The sequence below is a fragment of the Stenotrophomonas sp. YJH_SMC_6 genome, from assembly GCF_059371335.1.
In genome coordinates this window covers 1-22866 of sequence record NZ_JCAFUM010000007.1, presented here as the reverse complement: position 1 = coordinate 22866, position 22866 = coordinate 1, and the positions used below count along the sequence as shown (strand labels likewise).

The following is a 22866-nucleotide window of genomic DNA, read 5'->3' as shown; positions in this document are numbered from 1 at the left end:
GGCGGGGTGGGTCCGGTTGCGGGGGCGTGAGCCGCATGGATGCGGCGACCGAGCTTACAAGGATGTACTTGCAGCGTCCCCCGCAACCGGACCCACCCCGCCAACCCACGGATAGCACGCATTTGGACGTTGCCGTTGCCGTCGATTCGGCAGGTGCAGGGCGCAGCCCTGCCGCCCCCGTCATTCCGCGATCAACACCAGCCCATCCGGGAACACGATCGCCGCTTCATCGGCACTCACATCGAAGAAACCCACGCCGTGCTTCTCGGCCAGGTCCTGCACGCGGCCGTGCGCGCGCTCGGCCACCGAATAGGCAAACGCGCCGTAGATCACCTCGCGGCCGATGCTGTACTCGGTCACCTCAGCACGGTCGTCATCGTCGTTGCTCAATGGGCCGTTCATCGGCGGGAAGTCCTGCGCCATCTCCGCGAACCACGCCTGCAGCGACGGGCTGCTGACCACCGGGTCGTCGTACTCGTGGCGCTCGTTCCACTGCGTCTGCTTCTCGAACCAGGCGATGAAGGCCGCCGCCTCACGTGGGGCGGCGCTGGTCTCGAACACCATCATGTCGTAACTCATTGGAGCTTCCTGTGCAGAGCAGGGGTCAGAGCCTTCGCCCGGGGCGAAGGATCCGACCCCGGCAACGAGGTCTGTGGCTACACAGGGTATCGCGCTACGGCTGTCCGGCTGCACTCATCGCCCACCCCGGCGCCAGCGCCTTCGCCTCCGGGAACAGCGCGAAGCGCAGGCCGATCAGGCCCATCAGGGCTTCATCGCGGGCCTTGCAGGCGGCCACGCTACCGACCCGGGCCAGCGAAGTATCCAGCCGCTCGCGCAACGCGTCGGCCGCCACAATCGGCTTGCGCGCGGCGATCTGCCGTCGGTAGTGCACGGCGACCTCTTCCAGAATGTGCTCGACCGCCTCGCGACTGCGCTCGGGCAGTTCCAGCCGGGCGCGGCGCAGCTGCAGGATGTTCAGGCCGATGCGTGCTTCATTGAGCATGTCCACCGAGGCGATGTCGCTGCCTTCCGGCGTCGCCGCCAGGCGCGGCGCGAGCAGGCCGAGCAGGTCAAGCATGCGCGCGGCGAAGCGCTGGCGGTCCTGCTGGCCACGCCCTTCGGCGGCTTCGGCCAGCGTGGTCCAGCCCTGCCGCACCAGCCGGCGCGCGGTCCACTCGGCGCCCACCGAACGGAACAGGCGGGTCATCACCACCGCAAAGCCAATGCCGATGAACATCGCGATGGACGAGTTGAGGAAGGTCTGGATGTTGGCGCTGTAGGTGTTCTGCAGGCTCAGCAGCGCGGCCAGGTTCACCGTCAGCGGCAGCGCGAACAGCGCGCTCTTGGGGTGGTGCAGCATCAGCCCCAGCGGCAGGAACGCCACCGCCAGCACCAGCGCCAGCAGGCCGAAGTCGTGCACGGCCGGGAACACGCCGAACAGGTACACGCCGGCCACCACCGAGGCGACCATCGCCCACACCAGGAACGACACCATGCTCGGTGCCGGATCGTCCTGCGCGGCGAAAAATGCGGCGGTCACCGCGGCCATCATCGCGCCGTTGCCGCCGCCTTCCCACCCCAGCGCGATCCACAGCACGCAGTAGCTCATCAGCGCCGCGCCGGCACTGAGCGCGGAGAACAGCGCCATGCCGTAGTCGACGTGCTTGTCGGCGGCCACGCGTTCGGTGCGGATGCGGTAGTGCGCACGGTCCAGCGGCGCGGTGCCCTGGTCGATCGCGTGCTGCAGGGTGCGGCAGTCCTGCCACAGGTCCACCAGTTCCTCCAGGCGCAGCAGCAGGCTGGCCAGCTGCAGGTGCTGCAGGTCGCGGTCCACCTGCGGCTTCAACGCACTGATGCGCGCGCGCAGGCGCGCGTACTCGCTGGCGTTGGTGGGCCCGTCCAGCCAGTCATGGATGTCGTCGACCAGCGCCGGCAGGCCTTCCGGCAGGGCCTGGCCATCGCTGCGCAGTGCGCTCAAGCGATCGGCAATCGAGGACAGCACCGGCAACAGCAGCAGCATGCGCTCGCGCAGCCGCTCCATCGACACGGCCGAACCGGCATGGCGCGGGTCGTCGCGGCGCAGGAACTCGATCAGCGCCTCGAACTGCACCAGGTCGGCGGCGAGCCGGTTGCGCGGCGCGTGCGCGCGGCCGCGTTCGAGGATCTGCCGGCACCACTGCGCCGCGTCCTCCATCCAGTTGCCGATGCGGGCGCGCAGCATCGGGCGTACCGAGGCCGGGAACAGCAGCGAAGCAAACAGCACTGCCACCACGGTGCCGAGGATGATCTCCTCGCTGCGCGCCACCACGGTGTCGAAGATGGTCTCCGGCGAGGTCACGGCCGGGAAGCCGATGAAGGCGGTGGTGTAGCCGGCCAGCAGGAACGCGTAACCGCGCGGGCCGCGGTTGAGCAGGGCCATGAACAGGCAGCCGGCCAGCCAGATCGACATCGCCGCGCTCAGCACCAGCGGCGTTTCCACCAGCGCCGGCAGCACCAGCAGGGTGGCCAGGCCGGCCACCAGGGTGCCAACGATGCGGTACACGCCCTTGGCGCGGGTTGGGCCCAGCAGCGGCTGGCTGACGATGTACACCGTGCCCATCGCCCAGTACGGGCGCGACAGGTTGCCGGCCATGGCGATGTACAGCGCGGCCACCGCGGCCAGGTAGGTCTTGATCGAGAACAGCCAGGCCTGGCGATCGGTCAGCGCGTTCATGGCTTACTTCGCCGAGGCCTGTGCGGTGGACGGCGCGGGCGGGGCAACTGATGCCTGCCAGCCGCCACCCAGCACCAGGAACAGATGGATCTGGTCGCGCGAGACCTGCGCTTCGGCGGCGGCCAGGGTGGCGTCGCTGGTGGCCAGGCTGCGGTCGGCATCCAGGCTGGACAGGTACGGCGTACGGCCACCCTGGTACAGCCGGCGGTTCTGCTCGGCGGCCAGTGCGGCCTGCTCCTGCGCGATGCGCAGCGACTGCAGCCGGCGCAGGTCCTGCGCATAGCGGTCCAGCGCGGTCTGGGTCTCGCGCAGCGCCTGCAGCACGGTGTGGTCGAACTCGGCCAGCGCGGCATCGGCACCGGCCTCGGCGGCGTGGATGCGTGCGTGCGTGCCGGAGGACGGCAGCGTCCACGAGATCAGCGGGCCGATCGACCACTGCTGGGTCATCGGCGTGCCGAAGTCTTCCAGCAGGCCGGCGGCACCCACCGAGGCACCCAGGCGGATGTCCGGGTACAGCTCGGCGGTGGCGACCCCAATCCGCGCCGTGGCCGAGGCCAGCTTGCGCTCGGCCTGGCGCACGTCCGGGCGGCGCTGCAGCAGCGCCCGGCCATCACCGACCGGCAGCGGCTGCGCCAGGCCGGGGGCGTGCGCACAGTCGATCACGCCGGCTGGCAGCTGGCCCGGGGTTTTCCCAAGCAGCGCGGCCAGCGAATAGGCGGCCGCCGAACGCTGCGCGCGTAGCGGCGGCAGTGCCGCCTCCAGCAGTGCCACCTGCGCATTGGCGCGGGCCAGTTCCGGCGGCGTGCCGCGGCCGGCCGCGATCAGGCGCTCGGTGACCGTACGGCTGCGCTGCTGCAGCTGCAGCGAATGCTCGGCCACGTGCAGTTCGTGGTTGGCGTGGCAGATTTCCAGGTAGCTGTCGGCGACCTGCGCGACCACGCTGACCTGGGCCAGGTCGCGCGCCGCAGCAACCGACTGCTCGTCGGCACGCGCTGCCTCGGCGCCGCGCTTGAGCTTGCCGAACAGGTCGAACTGGTAGCTGACCGCGAACTTGCCATCGGCCAGGTTGATCACCGGCAGCTCGTGCTCCTGCAGGAACGATTCGGCCGACAGCTGCGCGCGGCTGACGCCGGCCTCGGCCTCGTACTCGAAGCCACCGGCGTCCAGCGCCTGTTCGTACACCGCCGCCGCACGACGCAGGTGTGCATCGGCGGCCTTCAGTTCCACGTTGTCACGCAGCGCCTGGGTGATCAGGCCGTCCAGCACCGGGTCGTTGTACAGCGACCACCAGCGGTCGGGCAGCGCCTGGTTGGCGGCAATCTGCGGGTTCTGCGTATCGATGAAGGCCGCATTGGCCTCCGGGCGCTTGAACGCCGAGCCTTCCGGCAGGGCGTAATCCGGGCCGACGGTCCTGCAGGCCGCCAGGCTGGCCAGCGCAACGATCAGACCGAGACGGGGCAGGGCGGCGTTCACAGGCCCGCCTGTGTCGGCGCAGTGCCGGCCTTGTCGTTGTGCGGATGGCGGCCGGTGTCCACGGTCACCGTGGCGGTGCGGCCGGCGATCAGTTCCACGCCCTTGGGTACGTCGTCGATGGCGATGCGCACCGGAATGCGCTGTGCCAGCCGCACCCAGTCGAAGGCCGGGGTCACGTTCGGCAGCAGGGTGCTGCCGTTGCTGCGGTAGCGGTCCTCGATGCCGGCGGCGATGCTTTCCACGTGGCCACGCAGCGGGGCCGACTCGCCCATCAGGCGGATGTCCACGCTCTGCCCCGGAGCTACGCCGCGCAGGCGGGTTTCCTCGAAGTAGCCATCGATGCGGAACGAGCCGGTATCCAGCAGCGCCAGCACCGGCTTGCCGGCCACCACGTAGTCGCCCACGCGCAGGGTGCGGTCGTTGACCCGGCCATCGGCCGGCGCGCGCACCTCGGTGCGGCCCAGGTTGAGATCGGCCAGGTCGACCGCCGCCTGTGCGGTGGCCAGCGCAGCCTGTGCGGCCTGCAGCTTGGCGCGGCGCACTTCGGCGTCCTCGGCGGCGACCAGGTCCTGCAGGCTGCGGTCACGGCCGATCTCGCGGCGCAGCTGCGCCACCGATGCCTGGCGCTCGGCCAGGTTGGCGCGGGCCTGCTCCAGCGCGATGCGGTAGCGGGCGCGATCGACCACGAACAGCAGGTCACCCTTCTTCACCGCCTGGTTGTCGGCCACCTGCACCGTTTCCACCAGCCCGGACACGTCCGGCGCCACCTGCACCACGTCGGCGCCGACATGGGCATCGCGGGTCCACGGCTCATCCATGTAATAGACCCACAGCTGGCGCAGCACCAGCAGGGCGACGATCACGGCTGCGCTGGTGAGCAGCACCGGCAGGGTCTTCTTCACGATCTTGTTCACGATTGCATCCAACGCAGGAGGTGGAACAGCAGGCCAAGCACGATCCCGTACAGCGCCAGGTTGAACAGTGGCGGGTGCCATATATGGCGATAGGCACCGGCACGCTGCAGCAGCGCATGCAGGCCGCTGTTGACCAGGTAGGCCAACAACATCAACCCGAGCAGGGTCGGGACGAACACTCCGTGGAGACTGAATTCACCGGGCATCGGTAGGGGCGGGGGCGAGGTGGGGGGGAGGGGAGGAACAGCGAAACAACGGCAACGGGCAAAAGCCGCTGGCGTGTGCACGGCAGCGGCGGTGTTCAGGGGCAGCGGTCTTACGTGATGCGGTCGGCGGCCTCGGCCAGCAGGCGCCATGCCTTCAGCACGGCGTGCAGTTCATCCATGGAAAGCTCGCCGAACACGTCCTGGCGCAGGCCGATCAACTGGTCTTCCAGCTCGCTGACCAGCGCATGGCCTGCGTCGGTCAGCCACAGCAGGTTGGCGCGGCGGTCGCTGGCGTCGCTCTCGCGGCGGACCAGGTCGCTGGCGCACAACTTGTCCAGCAGGCGCACCAGGGAGGGTCCTTCCATGCCCAGCTGCTGCGCCAGCGCCACCTGACGGATGCCACCGCCGGAGCGGCCGATCATCAGCAGCGGCATGGTGCAGGCGGTGGAGATGCCGTAGCTGCCGAGCCGGCTGTCGGCCAGGCGCTGCCACTGCCGCCCTGCGTACAGCAGGCCGGAGCTGAGCTGCATCTGCAGCACGGTGCGCTCGTCGAGGGGTCGGTCCATAAGAGATAGATAGGATACTACTAATTTCATTCCTATCAATAGGTTTTTCTGAATGGGTGGGTGTAGTGAGGAAAGCGTTGCGCCTGCCTGGTGTCGGGTGGGGCAGCGGGCGCCGGGCGGTGCAGGACACGCCGTGAACCCCGCTCCGGGGTCCGGCCCAGCCGCTGGCGGCTGTGCGTTCGGGCGCTTGCGAGGCATGCCTCGCAAGCAAGCGCCCTCACCCTTGGGGGCTCGGCCGCAGCATCCATGCCGCGGACGGTCCTGCCCCGCCCGGCCCCCGCTGCCTTCCCATCCCCCCGCGAGCGCGGTGGGTTGGCTCTTGGAAGCAAGAGCAGAAGCAGTGCGGACCAACGGTCCGCACCCACCAAAGCACAAAACACCACAGCAGCGGCGCGCCGCTTCCGAAGCCATGAACCCCCGCTTTTGACCCCGCTTTCGGGCGGTCCGGCCGCGCCCGCGGGAAACTGTCAGGGATGGGGAAGGGCGGCAGGGCAGGACCGTGAGGCGCATGGATGCGCCGACCGAGCCCCCATGGATGGGTTTACGGCGTGTCCTGCCCTGCCGCCCTTCCCCATCCAGACCCGTAACAGGCAGGCGCCGCCAGACCCCCGATGAACCCGACCAACAGGACGACCCACCCCCCGGTCGGGTACGATGCTCGCCCCCCGTTCGGGACGCTGTACGCAATGAGCAAGAACAACGAAAAGGCCGCCCCGCAGGGCGACGTGACCCAGGACCAGGCCGAGGATGCCGTGCGCACCCTGCTGCGCTGGGCCGGTGAGGACCCGTCCCGTGAAGGCCTGCTGGATACCCCCCGCCGTGTCGCCGAAGCCTATGGCGACTGGTTCAGCGGTTACCGCGACGACCCGCGCGCCTACATGGAGCGGACCTTCGAGGAAGTGGCCGGCTACGACGAGCTGATCGTCCTGCGCGACATCGAGTACGAAAGCCACTGCGAGCACCACATGGCCCCGATCATCGGCCGCGTGCACGTCGGCTACCTGCCGGCCGGCAAGGTGGTGGGCATCAGCAAGCTGGCCCGTGTCGTCGAAGCCTACGCCCGCCGTTTCCAGGTGCAGGAGAAGATGACCGCGCAGATCGCCCAGTGCATCCAGGATGTGCTGCAGCCGATCGGCGTCGGCGTGGTCGTCGAAGGCGCCCACGAGTGCATGACCACCCGCGGCATCCACAAGCGCGGCGTCAGCATGGTCACCTCCAAGATGCTGGGCAGCTTCCGCGACGACGCGCGTACCCGCGCCGAGTTCCTGCGCTTCATCGAAGTGGGCGGCAAGCGCTGAGCCGCTTGCCCGCACCACGCCGGCTCCTGCGGGCCGGCATGCCCACGGCTGTCCACGCGGCAGCTGTGCATGGCGGTTTGTCCCTGTCAGCCCTACAGACTTCTTTCGCTGCATGAAGCATCGCGAACGCATTGCCCGTTACCGCCACCTGCGCGAACAGCCCCAGTGGAAGCTGCTTGCCGCCGACCACGCTCCGGAAATCATCGGCCTGCTGCAGGGCCTGCTGATGGACGGCGAGCGCACGTTGCCGTCCTCGGTACTGAACGAGCGACTGCAGCGCGCGCTGGACCAGCTGGCCGCCGATGAACTCTCGCGCGAGCTGCCGCGCACCGCGCAGGCCTACATCGCGCACTGGCTGGCCCAGGGCTGGCTGGAACGCCGTCTGCCCGAAGGCGCCGACCAGGAGCAGTACGAGCTGGCGACCGCGGCACTGCAGGCGATCCGCTTCGCCGACGGCCTCGAGCAGGCCCGCGTGGCCGCCACCGAAAGCCGCTTGGCGCTGGTCATTGAGCAGCTCTCGGCGCTGGCTGCGCAGACCGAAGCCGATCCCGATGCGCGCCTGTCCGCGCTGCACGACGAGCGCGACCGCATCGATGCCGAAATCGCCCGGGTCGGCACCGGCCGCGTGGTTGCGCTGGACGGCAAGCGCGCGCTGGAACGCACCCGCCAGATCATCGGCCTGGCCGACGAGCTGACCGAGGACTTCCGCCGCGTGCGCGATGACTTCGAGCAGCTCAACCGCGATTTCCGCGAACGCATCATCGACGACGAGGGCGAGCGCGGCGATGTGCTGTCGCAGCTGTTCGAAGGTGTGGATGTCATTGGCGAAAGTGACGCCGGGCGCAGTTTCCAGGCCTTCTGGCGCCTGCTCAACGACGCCGAACAGAGTGCCCAGCTCGATGCCGCGCTGGAAGCGGTGCTGGCGCGCGGCTTCGCCCGCCGCCTGGACCGCAACGAACGCAACTTCCTGCGCAGCTTCACCAGCACCATGCTCGAGCGCGGTGGCCAGGTGCACGACGTGCTGCAGAACTTCGCGCGCAGCCTGCGCGGCTTCGTGCAGAGCCGTGGCTACCTGGAACAGCGCCGCCTCAACCAGTTGTTGAAGCAGGCGCAGTCCGAAGCGCTGGCCCTGCGCGACGAATTCCCCGCACAGCGCGGCATCGGCCGCGACCTGCAGCTGACCACCAGCCGCCTGCGCTCGTGGTCGCAGTGGAAGCTGCATGATCCGCGCAGCGCCCAGGTCGACGGCAATGTCGAGTACAACGACGCGGCCGCGATCAGCCTGGAGAGCGTCGGCGACCTGGTCGCTTCGTCCGAAATCGACTTCCGCACCCTGCGCCGCGACCTGCACGACCTGCTCGATGCACAGCCGCGGCTCAGCATCGCCCAGGCCCTGTCGCAGCGCGAGGCGCCGCAGGGTCTTGGCAGCGTCATCGGCTATCTGTCGCTGGGCACGCGCTTCGGCAACGTGGTCGCCGGCGAGCAGGAGCTTGCGCAATGGCGTGGTGGCGACGGCCAGGTCCGTCGCGCCCGCATCCCGCTGGTTTGGTTCACCCAGGAGAGACGCCATGAGCTGGCATGAAGATCCCATCGACGCAGCGCAGGCCGACGTGGCGGAAGACGCCTACGAGGCCGAACCGGTGGCGGCCGTGGCGCAGCCCCGCCGTGGCAACGACGTCTATTACCTCGGCGACACCGGGCGCCTGCCGCTGGATGCGCGCCGCGCGCTGTGCCAGCTGCTGATCGGCCCCAGCATCGACCAGCTGCGCCACGCCAAGCTGTGGCCGGCACTGATCCGCAGCGAAGCGGCCATCCGCTCGTCGCTGGCGGACCTGTTCCTGGAACTGGTGCTCGACCGTGACAGCGGCGTGGCGTTCACCCGCCAGGCCGATACCGAAGACGTCGACGCGCCGGTGCTGCTGCGCACCTCGCCGCTGACCTTCATCGACTCGGTGCTGTTGCTGTACCTGCGCCAGCAGCTGGCCGAAGCCGATGCGCGCGGCAACCGCGCGGTGGTCGCCGATGCCGAAATGGCCGAAGCACTGGCCATCTACGAAAAGAACCTGTCCACCGACCGCGCCGGCTTCAACCGCCGCGTCGCCTCGGCGGTGCAGAAGATGAAGGACAACCACATCCTGACCCGCCTCAGCGGCCAGGAAGACCGCCACGAAGTCTCGCCGGCGCTGAAGCTGCTGTTCTCCGCCGAAGACGTGTCCCAGCTCTCGGCGGTCTACCGCCAGCTGCGCGAAACCCCGGCCGCCGAGGCCTGAGAGACCCGACCATCGCATGGCTATCTCCAAGCACACTCCCGCCCTGTTCAACGAAGGCCTGCCGGACCCGCGCCTGCAGCAGTTCCGCATGCGCCGCCTGCAGGTACACAACTGGGGCACCTTCAACGGCCTGACCGAAGTGCCGATCGCCGAGCGCGGCTTCCTGTTCGTCGGACGTTCCGGCTCGGGCAAGTCGACACTGCTCGATGCCATGTCCGCGCTGCTGACGCCGCCGGCCATCGTCGACTTCAACGCTGCCGCGCGTGAAGCCGAGCGCAGCGGCCGCGACCGCAACCTGGTGTCCTACGTGCGTGGCGCGTGGGCTGACCAGCAGGACAGCGGCACCGGCGAAATCGCCACCCAGTACCTGCGCAAGGGCGCCACTTGGACCGCACTGGTGCTGGAATACCGCGCCGGCGACGGCCGCGTGGTCAGCCTGGTGCGCCTGCTGTGGATCTCCGGCAACGGCACCTCGGCCGGTGACGTGCGCAAGCACTACATGATTGCCGAGCGCCCGTTCGACATCGCCAAGGATCTTGGTGGGTTCGACCTGGACCTGCGCAAGCTCAAGCAGAAGCTGTCCGACCTGCACCACTTCGACACCTTCTCCGGCTACGCCGAGCGCTTCCGCGACCTGCTCGGCATCGACAACGAGATGGCGCTGCGCCTGCTGCACAAGACGCAGTCGGCGAAGAACCTGGGCGATCTCAACGTCTTCCTGCGCGACTTCATGCTCGACACGCCGAAGACCTTCGACGCCGCCGAGCGCCTGGTCAGCGACTTCGCCGAGCTCGATGGCGCGCACCAGGCGGTGGTCACCGCCCGTCGCCAGGTGGAGACCCTGCTGCCGGCACGCGCCTACTACAACGACCTGAAGGAAATGCACCGCCGGCGCGGCGACGACGAAGCCCTCAAGCTCGGCGTCGACAGCTTCCGTGAAAGCCGCCGCCAGGCGCTGATCGAAGCGCGCCTGCGCGAGATGGACGTGCGTGACCGCGGCCTGCTTGGCGAAGAAGCCCAGCGCCGTGCCGCACTGGACAATCACACCGAGCGCCTGGCCGAACTGGAACTGCAGCGCCGCCAGCAGGGCGGTGAGCGCATCGAAGAACTGGAACGCGAACAGGGCCGCGCCGAAGCCGAGCGCGACCGCCGCCAGGCCAAGCGCGAGCAGGCAAGCCTGGCCGCGCAGCAGCTGGGGGCCGAACTGCCGGACGACGCACACGGCTTCGCCGAACTGGTCGAGCGCGCACAGAACGAGCTGCAGGACCGCCAGCGCGCCTCTTCGGCGCTGGACGATGCGATCAGCGATCGCCTGGGTGGCAAGCGCGATGACGAGCGCCGCTTCGGCGAAGTCCGTGCGGAACTCGAAGCGATGCAGCGCACGCCCTCCAACATCCCGGCGCCGATGCAGAAGCTGCGCGCGCGCCTGGCCGAGGAAACCGGCATCGCTGAAGCGGCGCTGCCGTTCGTCGGTGAACTGATCCAGGTCCGCTCGGAAGAGCAGGGCTGGCAGGGTGCCATCGAGCGCGTGCTGGGTGGCTTCGCGCTGTCGCTGCTGGTCGACGACAAGCATTACAACGACGTCGCCGAGTGGGTGAACCGTACCCACCTGGGCATGCGCTTCACCTACTACCGCGTGCGCCGCAACGATGATGCGTTCGCCCGTGAGCCGTCGGCGAAGTCGCTGCTGCACAAGCTGGAACTGCGCGAACACGTGTTCGAAAGCTGGCTGCGCCGCGAGCTCGGCAAGCGATTCGACTACGAGTGCGTGGATGCCAAGCAGCTGCGCAACGTCGACCGCGGCATCACCCGCGAAGGTCAGGTCAAGCATCCGGGCGACCGTTTCGAGAAGGATGACCGCAGTGCGGTGGGCGACCGCCGTCGCTGGATCCTTGGTTTCAACAACCACGACAAGGTGGGCGCCTTCGAGCGCGAAGCTCAGGAACTGGCCAAGCGCATCGCCAGCTGCGAGACCGACATCGCGCGCCTGCGTGGACAGCGTGACCGCGACAACGAACGCCGCCTGGCCTGCCACGAGCTGGTCAGCATCAGCTGGAACGAGATCGACATCGCCGCCCCGCAGCAGCGCCTGAGCGACATCGAGGCCACGCTGCGCGACCTGCGCGAAGGCAATGCCGACCTCGCCAAGCTGGCCAAGCAGATCGACGCCGTGCGCGCCGACATCGAGCAGGCCCGCCGCACCTATGAAGACGTCCGCGTCGAGCGCGGGCAGCTGGTCAAGGAACGCGATCGCCTGGACCGCGCGCGCCAGCAGAGCCGTGCGCTGGTGCTGCCGAGCCTGGCCCAGGAGCAGGAAGCCGGCCTTGCCGAGCGCCTGCAGGAGCAGGGTCCGCTCAGCCTGGAAACGCTGGAAGCGCACATGCGCCAGGTCAGCAACGCGCTGAACGAGCAGCTGTCGTCCTCGCAACAGGACCTCAACCGCATCGAGAACCAGCTGATCGGCTGCTTCCGTCGCTTCATCCAGCAGTGGCCGGAGGAATCGGGCGACTTCACCGTGTCGGTGGCCTCGGCCGAGGACTTCCTCGCACGCCTCGAACGACTGGAGCGCGATGGCCTGCCGCAGCACGAAGAGCGCTTCTTCGATCTGCTGCAGAACCAGAGCAAGAACAACCTGCTGGCCCTGCAGCGCCACAGCGCCGAGGCCCGCAAGTCGATCGGCCAGCGCCTGGACGAAGTGAACGCCAGCCTGGAACAGGTGCCGTTCAACCGCGGTACGTTGCTGACCATCGAACTGAGCGACCGTCGTCTGCCGGAAGTGGGCGAGTTCCAGCTGCAGCTGCGCGAAGTGCTGTCGCAGCAGCAGACCGAGCAGCGCGAGCTGGCCGAATCGCAGTTCACCGTGCTGCGCCAGCTGGTCAACCGCCTGGGCTCGCAGGAAGGCGAGGACAAGCGTTGGCGGGAGCTGGTGCTGGACGTGCGCATGCACGTGGAGTTCATCGGCGTCGAGCTGGATGCGGAAACGCGCCAGCAGGTCGAGATCTACCGCAGCGGCGCCGGCAAGTCCGGTGGCCAGCGCCAGAAACTGGCTACCACCTGCCTGGCCGCGGCACTGCGCTACCAGCTCGGCGGTGCCGACAGCCAGCTGCCCAGCTACGCCGCAGTGGTGCTCGACGAAGCCTTCGACAAGGCCGACAACGAGTTCACCGCGCTGGCGATGAACATCTTCGACAACTTTGGCTTCCAGATGGTGGTTGCCACCCCGCTGAAGTCGGTGATGACACTGGAACCGTTCATCGGCGGCGCCTGCTTCGTCGAAATCAGCGGCCGCCACGACTCCGGCGTGCTGCTGATCGAGTATGACGAGGAAGGCAAGCGCCTGAAGCTGCCCGAGCGCAGCCGCCAGCAGGCCAACGAACCGGAAGAAGCCGACGCCTGACCTGGCCGATTGAAGGGGAATGCCGGCCAGCGGCCGGCACTACTTGGCCGGGGTTCATGACCCGATCGGATGGGGATGCCGGCCAGCGGCCGGCAGTGCCCATGGGCGGGGTTCATGACCCGATCGGATGGGGATGCCGGCCAGCGGCCGGCACTGCCCATGGGCGGGGTTCATGACCTGATCGGATGGGGATGCCGGCCAGCGGCCGGCACTACCCATGGGCGGGGTTCATGACCCGGTAGTGCCGGCCGCTGGCCGGCAACCGCGTTCACGCAGCGCGGAACGTATCCCACGCCATCCGCGCGATCAGCACCACCACCAGCCCCACGAACAGCTTGCGGATGAACGGCGTGCCGCCCTTCAGCGCCAGGCGCGTGCCCACCACCGAGCCGATGATGTTGGCCGCCGCCATCGGCAGCGCGAACAGCCACAGGATGTTGCCGGTCGGCACGAAGAACGAGATCGCCGCCACATTCGTCGCCAGGTTCACCACCTTTGATGCCGCCGAGGCGCGCAGGAAATCCAGCCCGAAGAAGCGCACGAACAGGAAGATCAGGAAGCTGCCGGTGCCCGGCCCGAAGAAGCCGTCGTAGAAGCCGATCGCCGCACCGATCGCCAGCGCGATCACCAGTTCGCGGCGACCGATCTCCTGCGGACGGTGCAGCGCGCCGAAGTCCTTCTTCCACAGTGTGTAGGCCAGCATCGCGACCAGCAGCACCAGCACCAGTGGGCGCACCGCGTCCTTGGGCAGCAGGCTTACCGCGGTGGCGCCGGCGAAGGAGAAGATGAAGGCCGTGCCGGCCGCGAACAACACCGGCTTCCACGGGAAGCGCACGTTGCGCGCATAGCGCCAGGCAGCCGCACCGGTACCGAACATCGAACTGAACTTGTTGGTACCAAACAGCATCGCCGGCGTCTGCTGCGGCAGCACCGTGAACAGGCCAGGCAGCTGCACCAGCCCACCACCACCGACGGCGGCATCGACCAGCCCGGCGGTGAAGGCGATGACCACCAGCCACCACAACTCAGGGGGAACCAGTTCCAGCACGGCGATCAATCGATATGGGGGCGCGACAGCATACGCCTGTCCTGCACTGGTTGACCGGTGCCCCGCGTGGATCCATCCGCACAACCCGGCGACAATGTCCGCATGAGCCGAAAACCCACCGATCCCTGCCCCTGCGGCCTTCCCGCCGAGTACGCCGCCTGCTGTGGCCGTTTCCATGCCGGTGAGGCCGCCCCCGATGCCGAGCGCCTGATGCGATCACGTTACAGCGCCTATGTGCGGGGGCTGGCGGACTATCTGCGCCAGAGCTGGCATCCGGATACCCGTCCGGCCGAGTTGTCGTTGGATGATGCGCCCGGCCAGCGTACGCATTGGCTGGGCCTGACCGTGCACGAGCACACCGTCACCGGCGCCGACAGCGCCGAAGTGCGCTTCACCGCCCGCTACCGCGTGGGCGGCGGCAGCGCGGTGAAGATGGCCGAGCACAGCCGCTTCCTGCGCGTCGACGGCCGCTGGTACTACCTCGACGCGGTGTGAGCCTCAGCCGCCGCGTGCCGCCAGCACGCGCTGGCCGGCATGCGCGCGGACCTGGTTGCGACCACCGTCCTTGGCTGCGTACAGCGCCTGGTCGGCGGCCTTGATCACTGCCGCTGGCCGCTCATCCACGCGGCTGTCTGCCAGCCCGATGCTCACCGTCACCTGCACCGTCTGCCCGCTTCCGCCGCGTCCGCGCTGCCGGCGCCCTGTTTCATCGTCGCGGCTGCGCGTGCTCCGGTCGCGCAGCTGCATGCGGGTGTCCTCGATGGTCTGCCGCAGCGCCTCGACTGCATCCACGCAGGCCGCTGCGGGACGATCCAGGAACACCACCGCGAACTCCTCGCCGCCATAGCGGAACGCCCGGCCACCATCGCCCACCCGGCCCAGGCGCGAGGCCACCAGGCGCAGCACATCGTCGCCGGTGTCGTGGCCGTGGGTGTCGTTGAACGACTTGAAGTGGTCCACGTCCACCATCGCGATGCTGTAGGTGCCGCGCGCCCGCTGCAGGGTCTCATTGAAGGCGCGGCGCCCCGGCAGGCCGGTCAGCTCATCGCGGAAGGCCATATGGAAGGACTCCTGCAGCATCGCGCCCAGCATCAGCAGCAGGGCCGCGCTGGCCAGTGCCGGCAGTAGCACCGGCTGCAGGAACACCCGTGGCAGCATCCACCACAGGCACAGCAGGGCCAGCAGCATCGCCGTGTGCAACGGGCGCGGATGCCGCCAGGCCTGCCAGCCCAGCGCGGCGGTTGCCAGCAGGAACAGCAGCGCTGGCAGCTGTGCCAGCGCGTTCCAGTCGGCCGGAATCCAGCTCCAGTGGCGGTTGGACAGCAGATCGTGCATGCCCCGGGGTTGCTGCGTGGCCAGTAGCAGGAAGATCATCAGCGCGGTGCCACTGGCAACACCCCGCAGCAGCAGGTCGCGGCGGCGGCGGCCGCGCTCGGGCCACAGTGCCAGGCCCGCGAACAGCAAGGGCAACCAGGCCGAAATGGCATGGAAGCGCAGCGGTGTCAGCGCCGTGACATGGCCGCTGTGCAGATAGCCGCCCACGTCCTGGTGCAGCAGCGCGAACATGACCGCCACCACCAGCAGCAGGCAGAGCGTACGCACCTGGTGGTAGAGCAGGGCAAGGCCGGCGCCGAGGCAGGCCAGCAGCCAGGGCAGGATGCGTTGGGCCGGACTGGCAACGTCTTCGTTGCCCAGTGCTGCCCACAGCACCACGGCAACCAGCACGGCGGGCAGCACGAACAGGTAATGCGCAGGCTGGCGGAGCGGATGCAGGGACAAGCAGGAATTCCAGCGCGGTGACGACGCGGCCGCAGCATTGCCGTTAGCGGCGTTCGCACCGGCTTCTTGAATGCGGGATGGTCACGCATGTGAACGCGTTGACGTCGAACGATGACATCGCACTCACCCTGTTGCGCAGATGCTGCCCGGATGGACAGCGTAGCCACCGCCGTCGCTGCCCCGCAGCGCAATCTCGCCCGCCAGTACGCATGTGTGCGGAACCGCAGCATGCAGCTGGCAGCCCCCCTCAGCGCCGAAGATGCCATGCTGCAGAGCATGGCCGATGCCAGCCCGAGCAAATGGCACCTGGCCCACACCACCTGGTTCTTCGAACGCTTCGTGCTGGCCGGCTTCCCACCTGCACCGGCGCATGACCCTGCCTGGGACTACCTGTTCAACAGCTACTACAAGAGCCTCGGCCCGGCGCATGCCCGGCCGCAGCGTGGGCTGCTGTCGCGGCCATCGCTGCAGCAGGTGCGCGACTACCGCCAGCAGGTCGATGCACAGGTGCAATCGCGGCTGGCGGCAGGCGACCTTGATGAGCAGGCACTGCAGCACCTGCAGTTGGGCCTGCAGCACGAACAGCAGCACCAGGAACTGCTGCTCACCGACATCAAGCACGCGTTCTGGTGCAATCCGTTGCAGCCGGCCTACCGCGAGGACCTGCAGCCTGCAACCAGCGCTGCCAGTGCGCAGGGCTGGATCGAGTCATCCGAGCGCATCGTCACCATCGGCGCCGCAGCCTGGCCGCAGCACACTGCCTTCGCCTACGACAACGAATCGCCGGCGCATCGCGTGCTGCTCCCCGCGCACGCACTGGCCGAGCGTCCCGTCAGCAATGCCGAGTACAGCGCCTTCATCGACGCCGGCGGCTACCGCGAACCGCGCTGGTGGCTCAGCGAAGGCTGGGCGCTGCGCGAAGCCGAGGGCTGGCAGCACCCGCTGTACTGGGATGACGCCCTGCAGCGCGAGTACACCCTGGGCGGTTGGCGCGAACTGGATCCGCATGCGCCGGTCTGCCACCTCAGCTACTACGAGGCCGATGCCTGCGCCCGCTGGGCCGGTGCGCGCCTGCCCAGCGAGTTCGAGTGGGAGGCTGCCGCCGCAACGCTGCCGCCTCGCGGTCATTTTGCCGATGACGATCGGCTGCACCCGCAGGCTGCCGGGGGCAGTGGACTGCGTCAGCTGTTCGGCGATGTATGGGAATGGACCCACAGCGCGTATGGCGCCTACCCGGGCTTCCGCCCTTTCGCCGGCAACCTCGGTGAATACAACGGCAAGTTCATGTGCGGGCAATGGGTGCTGCGCGGTGGCAGCTGCGCCACGCCGCGTGGCCACGTGCGTGCCAGCTACCGCAACTTCTTCATGCCCCCGGCGCGTTGGCAGTTCTCCGGGCTGCGCCTGGCCAGGGATCTCGCATGAGTACGGTGCACGACGCACTGCAGGCGCTGACCGATCTCACCCCCGGCCGCCAGCAGATCCTCACCGACGTGGTGGCCGGGTTGTCGCGCACGCCGCGCCAGTTGCCGTCCAAGTACTTCTACGATGCGCGCGGCTCGCGCCTGTTCGAGCAGATCACGCAGACCCCCGAGTACTACCCCACGCGCACCGAGCTGGCCCTGCTTTCACGGGTACTGCCGGACATCGCCCGAAGCGTCGGGCCGCACCTGCACGTGGTGGAACTGGGCAGCGGCAGTGGCCGCAAGACCGCGTTGCTGCTGGCCGCCCTGCACGACCCGGTGGCCTACACGCCGATTGAAATCTCGCGTGCCGCGCTGCTGTCCAGCATCGACCATCTGGCCCCGGCGCTGCCCGAGGTGGAGATGCTGCCGGTCTGTGCCGACTTTACCCGTCCCGTCGCCGTACCCATGCCCGAACGCGAACCCGCGCGACGGCTGCTGTTCTTCCCCGGTTCCACGCTGGGCAACTTTGAAGGCGAAGACGCGGTCGCGCTGCTGCGCGCGATGCGCCAGACCATGGGGCGTGATGGCCTGGCCCTGGTCGGCATCGACCTGCACAAGGACCCGGCGCTGATCGAGTCGGCCTACAACGATGCGCAGGGCGTCACCGCCGCATTCACCCTGAACCTGCTGGCCCGCCTCAACCGCGAGGTCGGCAGCGACTTCGATCTGCAGGGCTTCCGTCATCGTGCCCGCTACAGCGTCGCGAGGCTGCGCATCGAGACCGATCTGGTCAGCCAGCGGGCACAGGACGTCCATCTGGACGGCCGGACCTTCCATTTCGAGGCCGACGAACCGATCCGCGTCGAATACAGCCACAAGTACACCGACGAGAGCTTCGAAGCGCTGCTGCAGCCGGCTGGCCTGCAGGTCATGCAGCGCTGGGATGCTGAAGGCCCGGCCTATGGCCTGCGCCTGTTGCGTGCCATCTAGGGCGGACGGCCAGCCGGTACCGCTTCAGGTTCAGCAGCACCGCTACCCCTAAGATGGCCGTGCAACGGCAACACGGAGGACGCCATGCCCATTCTGACCACGCTCGGCCTGGCGGCCGCTCTTGCCTCGGCGCCGACAGCGCCCGCCGCGCCCGCCGCGCCTGCCGGCGACATGGATCCGGCGTTCAGCCGCTGCCTGTCGGGCCTGCAGGCCACCGCTGCGACACAAGGCATCAGTGCCGACCGTTTCAACGCGATCACCGCCGGCCTCACCCCGGACCCCAGCGTGCTCGGCCTGCTCGATGCACAGCCCGAATTCACCACGCCGATCTGGGACTACCTGGCCGCGCTGGTCGATCGCCAGCGCGTGGCTGATGGCCGCGCCCTGCTGCAGCAGCACCGCGACCTGCTCGATCGCGTGTCGGCGCAGTACGGCGTCGATCCGGCCACCATCGTCGCGGTCTGGGGCGTGGAGAGCGACTACGGCCGCGTGTTCGGCAAGCGCCCGCTGCTGCAGTCATTGGCCACGCTGTCCTGCGCCGGCCGTCGCCAACCCTTCTTCCGCGGTGAACTGCTGGCGCTGCTCAAGCTGATCGACCGCGGCGACCTGCAGGCCCAGGGGCTCACCGGCTCCTGGGCCGGTGCCTTCGGGCATACGCAGTTCATGCCCAGCACCTATGCACGCATCGCCGTGGACGGTGATGGCGATGGCCGCCGCGATCTGGTCGGCAGCATTCCCGATGCACTGGCCTCCACCGCCAACTACCTCAAGCGCGCCGGCTGGCGCAGCGGCGAGCCGTGGGGCATGGAAGTCCGCGTTCCTGCGGGCTTCAACGCCAGCCAGGCCGGCCGCACCCAGCGTCGCGCCCTGGCCGACTGGCGTGCGCAGGGCGTGACCGCGCTGGATGGCAGCGTGTTGGCTCCGGCCAACCTGCCGGCGGACGCGCGCGCCGCGCTGCTGCTGCCGGCCGGCAACAAGGGCCCGGCATTGCTGGTGTTCCGCAACTACGACGCGATCTACAGCTACAACGCCTCCGAAAGCTATGCGCTGGCGATCGCGACGCTGGCTGACCAATTGCGTGGTGGCAACGGGTTGGCCACCGCCTGGCCGACCGATGACCCGGGCCTGGGCCGCGATGAGCGCCGCCAGCTGCAGACCCTGCTGCTGGCCCGCGGCCACGATATCGGTGCCGCCGACGGCATGATCGGTACCGCCACGCGCCGCGCGATCCAGGCCGAGCAGCAGCGCCTGGGCTGGAGCGAGGTGGACGGCCGCGCAGGCCAGCGCATCCTGCGCACGCTGCAGGAAGAGGCGGCCGCCATCGCACCCGCTGGGCAGAAAGCCTTGCCGGCGGCACGTTGACCGCGACATCATCGCCGCGGTCTTCAAGGAGCGTCATCGCATGCAGTCGAATCCGGACATCAGCACCGGCCTGTATCACGGCCTGGAGGCCTGGCAGGTGCGAACCGCCAACGCCACGGCGGTCGTCAGCGTGTTCGGCGGCCAGCTGCTGTCGTTCATTCCTGATGGGCAGCCCGATCTGCTGTGGCTTTCGCCCACGCGCGCCGAGCTGCCCACGCCCATCCGCGGTGGCGTCCCGGTGTGCTGGCCGTGGTTCGGTCGCCAGGGCCAGAGCGCCGATGTACCGGCGCATGGCCTGGTACGTACCGCGCGCTGGGAGCTTCTGCAGGCCAGCCAGCGCGATGATGGCGAGGTCGAGCTGCAGTTGGCGCCTGCGCCCAGCGCCGATCGCGGCCTGCGCCTGCAGATGCAGTTGCGCATTGGCCGCCAGCTGCGCCAGCAGCTGGTCACCGAGAACACCGGAACCTCGCCGGTGACATTCACCCAGGCCCTGCACAGCTATTTCCGGGTGGGCGATGCCAAGCGGGTCGAGGTCGAGGGCCTTGACGGCCTGCAGTACCTGGACAAGTACGAGGACTATGCACAGCTGCGCCTGCAACAGGGACCGTGGTCATTGCGCGATCCGCGTGATCCCGGTCGCAGCGATCGCATCTACACCGGTGCCAAGGGGCACTATGTACTGCGCGATCCGGTCCTGCAGCGGCGGATCGAGATCCGCAGCGAAGGCAGCCAGACGCTGGTGGTCTGGAATCCGGGCGCTGAGGCGGCAGCCAGGATGGCCGATGTCGGCGAGGGCTGGCGCGATTACGTATGCCTGGAAGTGGCCAACGCAGGCCCGGAGCAGATTACGCTTGCGCCGGGTGCGCGCCATCAGCTGGTGCAGACCCTGGGCAGTACCGCGCTGTAGGCGCGGGCAGCGATTTCAGTTTGTCGATGCAGGTAGCAAGGACGGAAAAACATGCAGGAAGCACAATGGTGGTACGCCAATGGCAGGCAGAGCAGTGGGCCGGTGGATCTGGCCGGTCTTCGCCAGCTGCAGCAGGAAGGGACGGTTACGGCGCGCACCCTGCTCTGGTGCGAAGGCATGCCCTCATGGCGGCCGTTGGCGGAACTGGAGCAGGCTTCCACCCCCGTCGAGGTGGTTCCGGCCCTGGATATCGACGCAGCCCCTGCGGTTGAGGGCATCGCGCCGAATGTCGGCGACCCGTCCGATCCCTATCGTGCGCCGGTCGCTGCACCGGACAGGGCTGCGGCTGCCGGGCTGGAGGGCGAGATGGCCTTGTACGCCAGCGTGGTCGGCGGCAACTTCCCGATCTATCGCCAGCGCTGGCGGCTGGATCAGGGCGTTGCCACGGGCAGTGGCACCTGGCATTGGCCGGCCTTCCTGCTCGGCCTGATCTGGATGATGTACCGCAGGATGTACCGCCTGGCGGCGATGTGGGCTGGCCTGCTGCTGCTGATCAGCGTGGTGGAGACCTTGCTGGATGTGCCGGATGGCCTGTCGCTGGTCATCACCTTCGCGCTGAGCATCACCACGGGCATCTTTGGCAACAGCTGGTACCTGGCGCACTGCCAGCGCCTGATCGCCCAGGCCCGTGCCGTCACCGGCGACGATGATGCACGGCTGCGCAGCGAGCTGACCGCGCGTGGCGGCACCAGCGTGGTCGCCACACTGATCGCCATCGTCATCGCGGTGGCGCTGAGCACCGTCGGCGCCGCACTGGCGGGATAGGGCAGGTCAGCGGCCCTGACGGGGCCGCAGCACCAGCAGGCACAGCGCACCGGCCACCAGGCCCCAGAACGCCGAGCCGATGCCGGCCAGTGAGACGCCCGAGGCGGTGACCAGGAAGGTGACCAGTGCCGCCTCGCGGTCCCGCTCTACCGCCAGCGCACTGGCCAGGCTGTTGGCGATGGTGCCGAACAGCGCGATACCGGCCACGCAGGCCACCAGCTCCTTGGGGAAGGCGGCGAACAGTGCGGCCACGGTGGCACCGAACAGTCCGATGACGATGTAGAAGGCACCTGCCGCCATGGCGGCGGTATAGCGTCGTGCCGGGTCCTCATGGGCATCGCGGCCCATGCAGATCGCGGCGGTGATTGCCGCCAGGTTCAGCGCGTACGCACCGAACGGCGCCAGTAGTGTATTGACCACACCGATCCAGCCGATCAGCGGCGACACCGGGGCGTCGTAGCCGGATGCCCGCATCACCGCCACGCCCGGAATGTTCTGCGAGGCCATGGTGACCACGAACAGGGGCAGGGCGATGCCGGCCACCGCGGTCCAGGACAGGGATGGGGTCACCCATTGCGGTACCGCCAGTTGCAGCCGCACCTGCTGTGCGTGCAGCAGGCCACGGCTGGCCGCAACCGCGATGCCGATCAGCAGGGTGGCGATGACCGCATAGCGCGGGAACAGGCGGCGTCCGGCCAGCCACGTGGCGAACATGGCCAGCGCCAGTACCAGCTGGGTGTTCATGGCCACGAACACGTCCAGACCGAAGCGCAGCAGCACCCCGGCCAGCATGCCGGCGGCCAGCGCCATCGGCACCCGTTGCATCAACCGGGCGAAGATGCCGGAGAAGCCAGCCAGCATGCCCAGAACCGCAGCGAGCAGGAATGCGCCGGTGGCCTCGGAAAGAGATGCGCCGCCGGCACCGACCACCAGCATCGCCGCGCCCGGTGTCGACCATGCGGTCACCACCGGTACCCGATAGCGTAGTGACAGCCCGATGCAGGTGACACCCATGCCCAGTCCCAGTGCCCACATCCATGAAGCGATCTGCGCCTGATTGGCACCGACAGCTTGTGCAGCCTGGAACACGATGACGGCCGAACTGGCGAAGCCGACCAGCACAGTAATGAAGCCGGCAACGAGGGCCGGTACTGAAAGGTCGCGCCACCACGCTTGCCGCACCTGCATGTTCATTGCCGTCTCTCCACTGTGCATCCGTGCATTGATAGCCCTTGTGGCGTTGACCGCGCAACGCGCGGTCAACGCCACAGTGATCTTCGAGCGTATGCCATGCGTGACGTTGCGTTGGTTCTGTCATCACCCTGCAAAAAAATGCTTGACGAAATCTGCAGGATCTCTAGAATTCGCTCCCTTGCTGCAGCGCACCGCTTCTTCGGAAACGGCACGCAAGCAGCAACGCCACCACCGACGAACGAGATGATCGAACGAAGGTGTTGACGGACTCGAAAAGTCCGGCATAATAGGCGGCTCGCAACGACGAAAGGCCTTCGGGTCCAACGACGAAGCGGCATCGGCAACAACGTCCACTCCGGTGAGACGGCCTTGAAAAAAAATGTTGACGAAGCGGAAAAGCCGGCTATAATGGGCGGCTCGCTACGAAGGAAACTTCGCAGCACACGGGAACGGCGCTGAGGCCACTTCCCAAGATCTTTGAAAGTATGCGCAGGTATCTTGTGAAGGCGCCTGCAGGAAGG

General features: G+C 68.4%; 19 protein-coding genes. 10 read left to right on the top strand and 9 right to left on the bottom strand.

Annotated elements, in window-relative coordinates; translation table 11 throughout:
• Positions 1-180: 180 nt before the first annotated feature.
• The 6 genes from AC5P9N_RS09375 to AC5P9N_RS09350 form a co-directional block, all read right to left on the bottom strand.
• Positions 181-579 (bottom strand): hypothetical protein, encoded by a 399-nt coding sequence (locus tag AC5P9N_RS09375; protein WP_099484832.1) that lies wholly within the window; start codon positions 577-579, stop codon positions 181-183.
• 94 nt (positions 580-673) lie between these two features.
• Entirely contained in the window at positions 674-2713 is a 2040-nt protein-coding gene (locus AC5P9N_RS09370; RefSeq protein WP_099484831.1) for an FUSC family protein, read from the bottom strand.
• Between the two features lie 3 nt (positions 2714-2716).
• Positions 2717-4186 (bottom strand): efflux transporter outer membrane subunit, encoded by a 1470-nt coding sequence (locus tag AC5P9N_RS09365; protein WP_099484830.1) that lies wholly within the window; start codon positions 4184-4186, stop codon positions 2717-2719.
• The gene (locus AC5P9N_RS09360; protein WP_164094243.1) at positions 4183-5100 is read right to left on the bottom strand and encodes an efflux RND transporter periplasmic adaptor subunit; all 918 of its coding nucleotides are present in this window, start codon (positions 5098-5100) and stop codon (positions 4183-4185) included. The genes AC5P9N_RS09365 and AC5P9N_RS09360 overlap by 4 nt, the downstream gene beginning before the upstream one ends.
• The gene (locus tag AC5P9N_RS09355) at positions 5097-5306 is read right to left on the bottom strand and encodes a DUF1656 domain-containing protein (RefSeq protein ID WP_005411696.1); all 210 of its coding nucleotides are present in this window, start codon (positions 5304-5306) and stop codon (positions 5097-5099) included. Before AC5P9N_RS09355 ends, AC5P9N_RS09360 begins: the two co-directional genes overlap by 4 nt.
• A gap of 110 nt (positions 5307-5416) precedes the next feature.
• Positions 5417-5872 (bottom strand): MarR family winged helix-turn-helix transcriptional regulator, encoded by a 456-nt coding sequence (locus AC5P9N_RS09350; RefSeq protein ID WP_012481667.1) that lies wholly within the window; start codon positions 5870-5872, stop codon positions 5417-5419.
• 686 nt (positions 5873-6558) lie between these two features.
• Between AC5P9N_RS09350 and folE the strand changes: the two genes are divergently transcribed.
• The 4 genes from folE to AC5P9N_RS09330 all read left to right on the top strand — a co-directional run bounded on the left by folE (position 6559) and on the right by AC5P9N_RS09330 (position 12837).
• On the top strand, positions 6559-7170 hold the full coding sequence (gene folE, locus AC5P9N_RS09345) for a GTP cyclohydrolase I FolE (RefSeq protein WP_004141296.1): 612 nt from the start codon (positions 6559-6561) through the stop codon (positions 7168-7170).
• A gap of 112 nt (positions 7171-7282) precedes the next feature.
• Positions 7283-8752 (top strand): DUF3375 domain-containing protein, encoded by a 1470-nt coding sequence (locus AC5P9N_RS09340; RefSeq protein ID WP_099484395.1) that lies wholly within the window; start codon positions 7283-7285, stop codon positions 8750-8752.
• Positions 8739-9440 carry a DUF4194 domain-containing protein gene (locus tag AC5P9N_RS09335; RefSeq protein WP_005411692.1) on the top strand — a complete coding sequence of 234 codons (702 nt, stop codon included), beginning with the start codon at positions 8739-8741 and terminating at the stop codon, positions 9438-9440. Before AC5P9N_RS09340 ends, AC5P9N_RS09335 begins: the two co-directional genes overlap by 14 nt.
• A 16-nt stretch (positions 9441-9456) precedes the next feature.
• On the top strand, positions 9457-12837 hold the full coding sequence (locus AC5P9N_RS09330) for an ATP-binding protein (protein WP_012481665.1): 3381 nt from the start codon (positions 9457-9459) through the stop codon (positions 12835-12837).
• A gap of 268 nt (positions 12838-13105) precedes the next feature.
• Here AC5P9N_RS09330 and AC5P9N_RS09325 read toward each other — a convergent pair whose 3' ends face one another.
• On the bottom strand, positions 13106-13885 hold the full coding sequence (locus AC5P9N_RS09325) for a sulfite exporter TauE/SafE family protein (RefSeq protein WP_043035333.1): 780 nt from the start codon (positions 13883-13885) through the stop codon (positions 13106-13108).
• A 102-nt stretch (positions 13886-13987) separates the two neighbouring features.
• Between AC5P9N_RS09325 and AC5P9N_RS09320 the strand changes: the two genes are divergently transcribed.
• Positions 13988-14380, top strand: a complete 393-nt coding sequence (locus AC5P9N_RS09320) for a YchJ family protein (RefSeq protein ID WP_005414942.1) — start codon at positions 13988-13990, stop codon at positions 14378-14380.
• Between the two features lie 3 nt (positions 14381-14383).
• Here AC5P9N_RS09320 and AC5P9N_RS09315 read toward each other — a convergent pair whose 3' ends face one another.
• On the bottom strand, positions 14384-15664 hold the full coding sequence (locus AC5P9N_RS09315) for a GGDEF domain-containing protein (protein WP_099484394.1): 1281 nt from the start codon (positions 15662-15664) through the stop codon (positions 14384-14386).
• 150 nt (positions 15665-15814) lie between these two features.
• Here AC5P9N_RS09315 and egtB point away from each other — a divergent pair, with 150 nt between their 5' ends.
• From egtB to AC5P9N_RS09290, 5 genes are all read left to right on the top strand, one after another.
• Positions 15815-17086: an ergothioneine biosynthesis protein EgtB gene (egtB, locus tag AC5P9N_RS09310; protein ID WP_099484393.1), complete on the top strand. Its 1272-nt coding sequence runs from the start codon at positions 15815-15817 to the stop codon at positions 17084-17086.
• The gene (gene egtD / locus AC5P9N_RS09305) at positions 17083-18057 is read left to right on the top strand and encodes an L-histidine N(alpha)-methyltransferase (protein ID WP_099484392.1); all 975 of its coding nucleotides are present in this window, start codon (positions 17083-17085) and stop codon (positions 18055-18057) included. Before egtB ends, egtD begins: the two co-directional genes overlap by 4 nt.
• Positions 18058-18141: 84 nt before the next feature.
• Positions 18142-19419 carry a lytic murein transglycosylase gene (locus AC5P9N_RS09300; protein ID WP_099484391.1) on the top strand — a complete coding sequence of 426 codons (1278 nt, stop codon included), beginning with the start codon at positions 18142-18144 and terminating at the stop codon, positions 19417-19419.
• A 40-nt stretch (positions 19420-19459) separates the two neighbouring features.
• On the top strand, positions 19460-20326 hold the full coding sequence (locus AC5P9N_RS09295; protein ID WP_024958388.1) for a D-hexose-6-phosphate mutarotase: 867 nt from the start codon (positions 19460-19462) through the stop codon (positions 20324-20326).
• Between the two features lie 51 nt (positions 20327-20377).
• Positions 20378-21151: a DUF2628 domain-containing protein gene (locus AC5P9N_RS09290; protein WP_099484390.1), complete on the top strand. Its 774-nt coding sequence runs from the start codon at positions 20378-20380 to the stop codon at positions 21149-21151.
• Between the two features lie 6 nt (positions 21152-21157).
• On the opposite strand, the gene AC5P9N_RS09285 is transcribed toward AC5P9N_RS09290, so the two are convergent.
• Entirely contained in the window at positions 21158-22345 is a 1188-nt protein-coding gene (locus AC5P9N_RS09285) for a benzoate/H(+) symporter BenE family transporter (RefSeq protein ID WP_099484389.1), read from the bottom strand.
• Positions 22346-22866: the final 521 nt, after the last annotated feature.

Coding starts and splice junctions, on each gene's coding strand:
- AC5P9N_RS09335 (WP_005411692.1), top strand. CDS start 8,739: ATGAGCTGGCATGAAGATCCCATCGACGCAGCGCAGGCCGACGTGGCG.
- AC5P9N_RS09295 (WP_024958388.1), top strand. CDS start 19,460: ATGCAGTCGAATCCGGACATCAGCACCGGCCTGTATCACGGCCTGGAG.
- AC5P9N_RS09350 (WP_012481667.1), bottom strand. CDS start 5,872: ATGGACCGACCCCTCGACGAGCGCACCGTGCTGCAGATGCAGCTCAGC.
- egtD (WP_099484392.1), top strand. CDS start 17,083: ATGAGTACGGTGCACGACGCACTGCAGGCGCTGACCGATCTCACCCCC.
- AC5P9N_RS09285 (WP_099484389.1), bottom strand. CDS start 22,345: ATGAACATGCAGGTGCGGCAAGCGTGGTGGCGCGACCTTTCAGTACCG.
- folE (WP_004141296.1), top strand. CDS start 6,559: ATGAGCAAGAACAACGAAAAGGCCGCCCCGCAGGGCGACGTGACCCAG.
- AC5P9N_RS09300 (WP_099484391.1), top strand. CDS start 18,142: ATGCCCATTCTGACCACGCTCGGCCTGGCGGCCGCTCTTGCCTCGGCG.
- AC5P9N_RS09355 (WP_005411696.1), bottom strand. CDS start 5,306: ATGCCCGGTGAATTCAGTCTCCACGGAGTGTTCGTCCCGACCCTGCTC.
- AC5P9N_RS09290 (WP_099484390.1), top strand. CDS start 20,378: ATGCAGGAAGCACAATGGTGGTACGCCAATGGCAGGCAGAGCAGTGGG.
- AC5P9N_RS09370 (WP_099484831.1), bottom strand. CDS start 2,713: ATGAACGCGCTGACCGATCGCCAGGCCTGGCTGTTCTCGATCAAGACC.
- AC5P9N_RS09340 (WP_099484395.1), top strand. CDS start 7,283: ATGAAGCATCGCGAACGCATTGCCCGTTACCGCCACCTGCGCGAACAG.
- AC5P9N_RS09330 (WP_012481665.1), top strand. CDS start 9,457: ATGGCTATCTCCAAGCACACTCCCGCCCTGTTCAACGAAGGCCTGCCG.
- AC5P9N_RS09375 (WP_099484832.1), bottom strand. CDS start 579: ATGAGTTACGACATGATGGTGTTCGAGACCAGCGCCGCCCCACGTGAG.
- AC5P9N_RS09320 (WP_005414942.1), top strand. CDS start 13,988: ATGAGCCGAAAACCCACCGATCCCTGCCCCTGCGGCCTTCCCGCCGAG.
- egtB (WP_099484393.1), top strand. CDS start 15,815: ATGGACAGCGTAGCCACCGCCGTCGCTGCCCCGCAGCGCAATCTCGCC.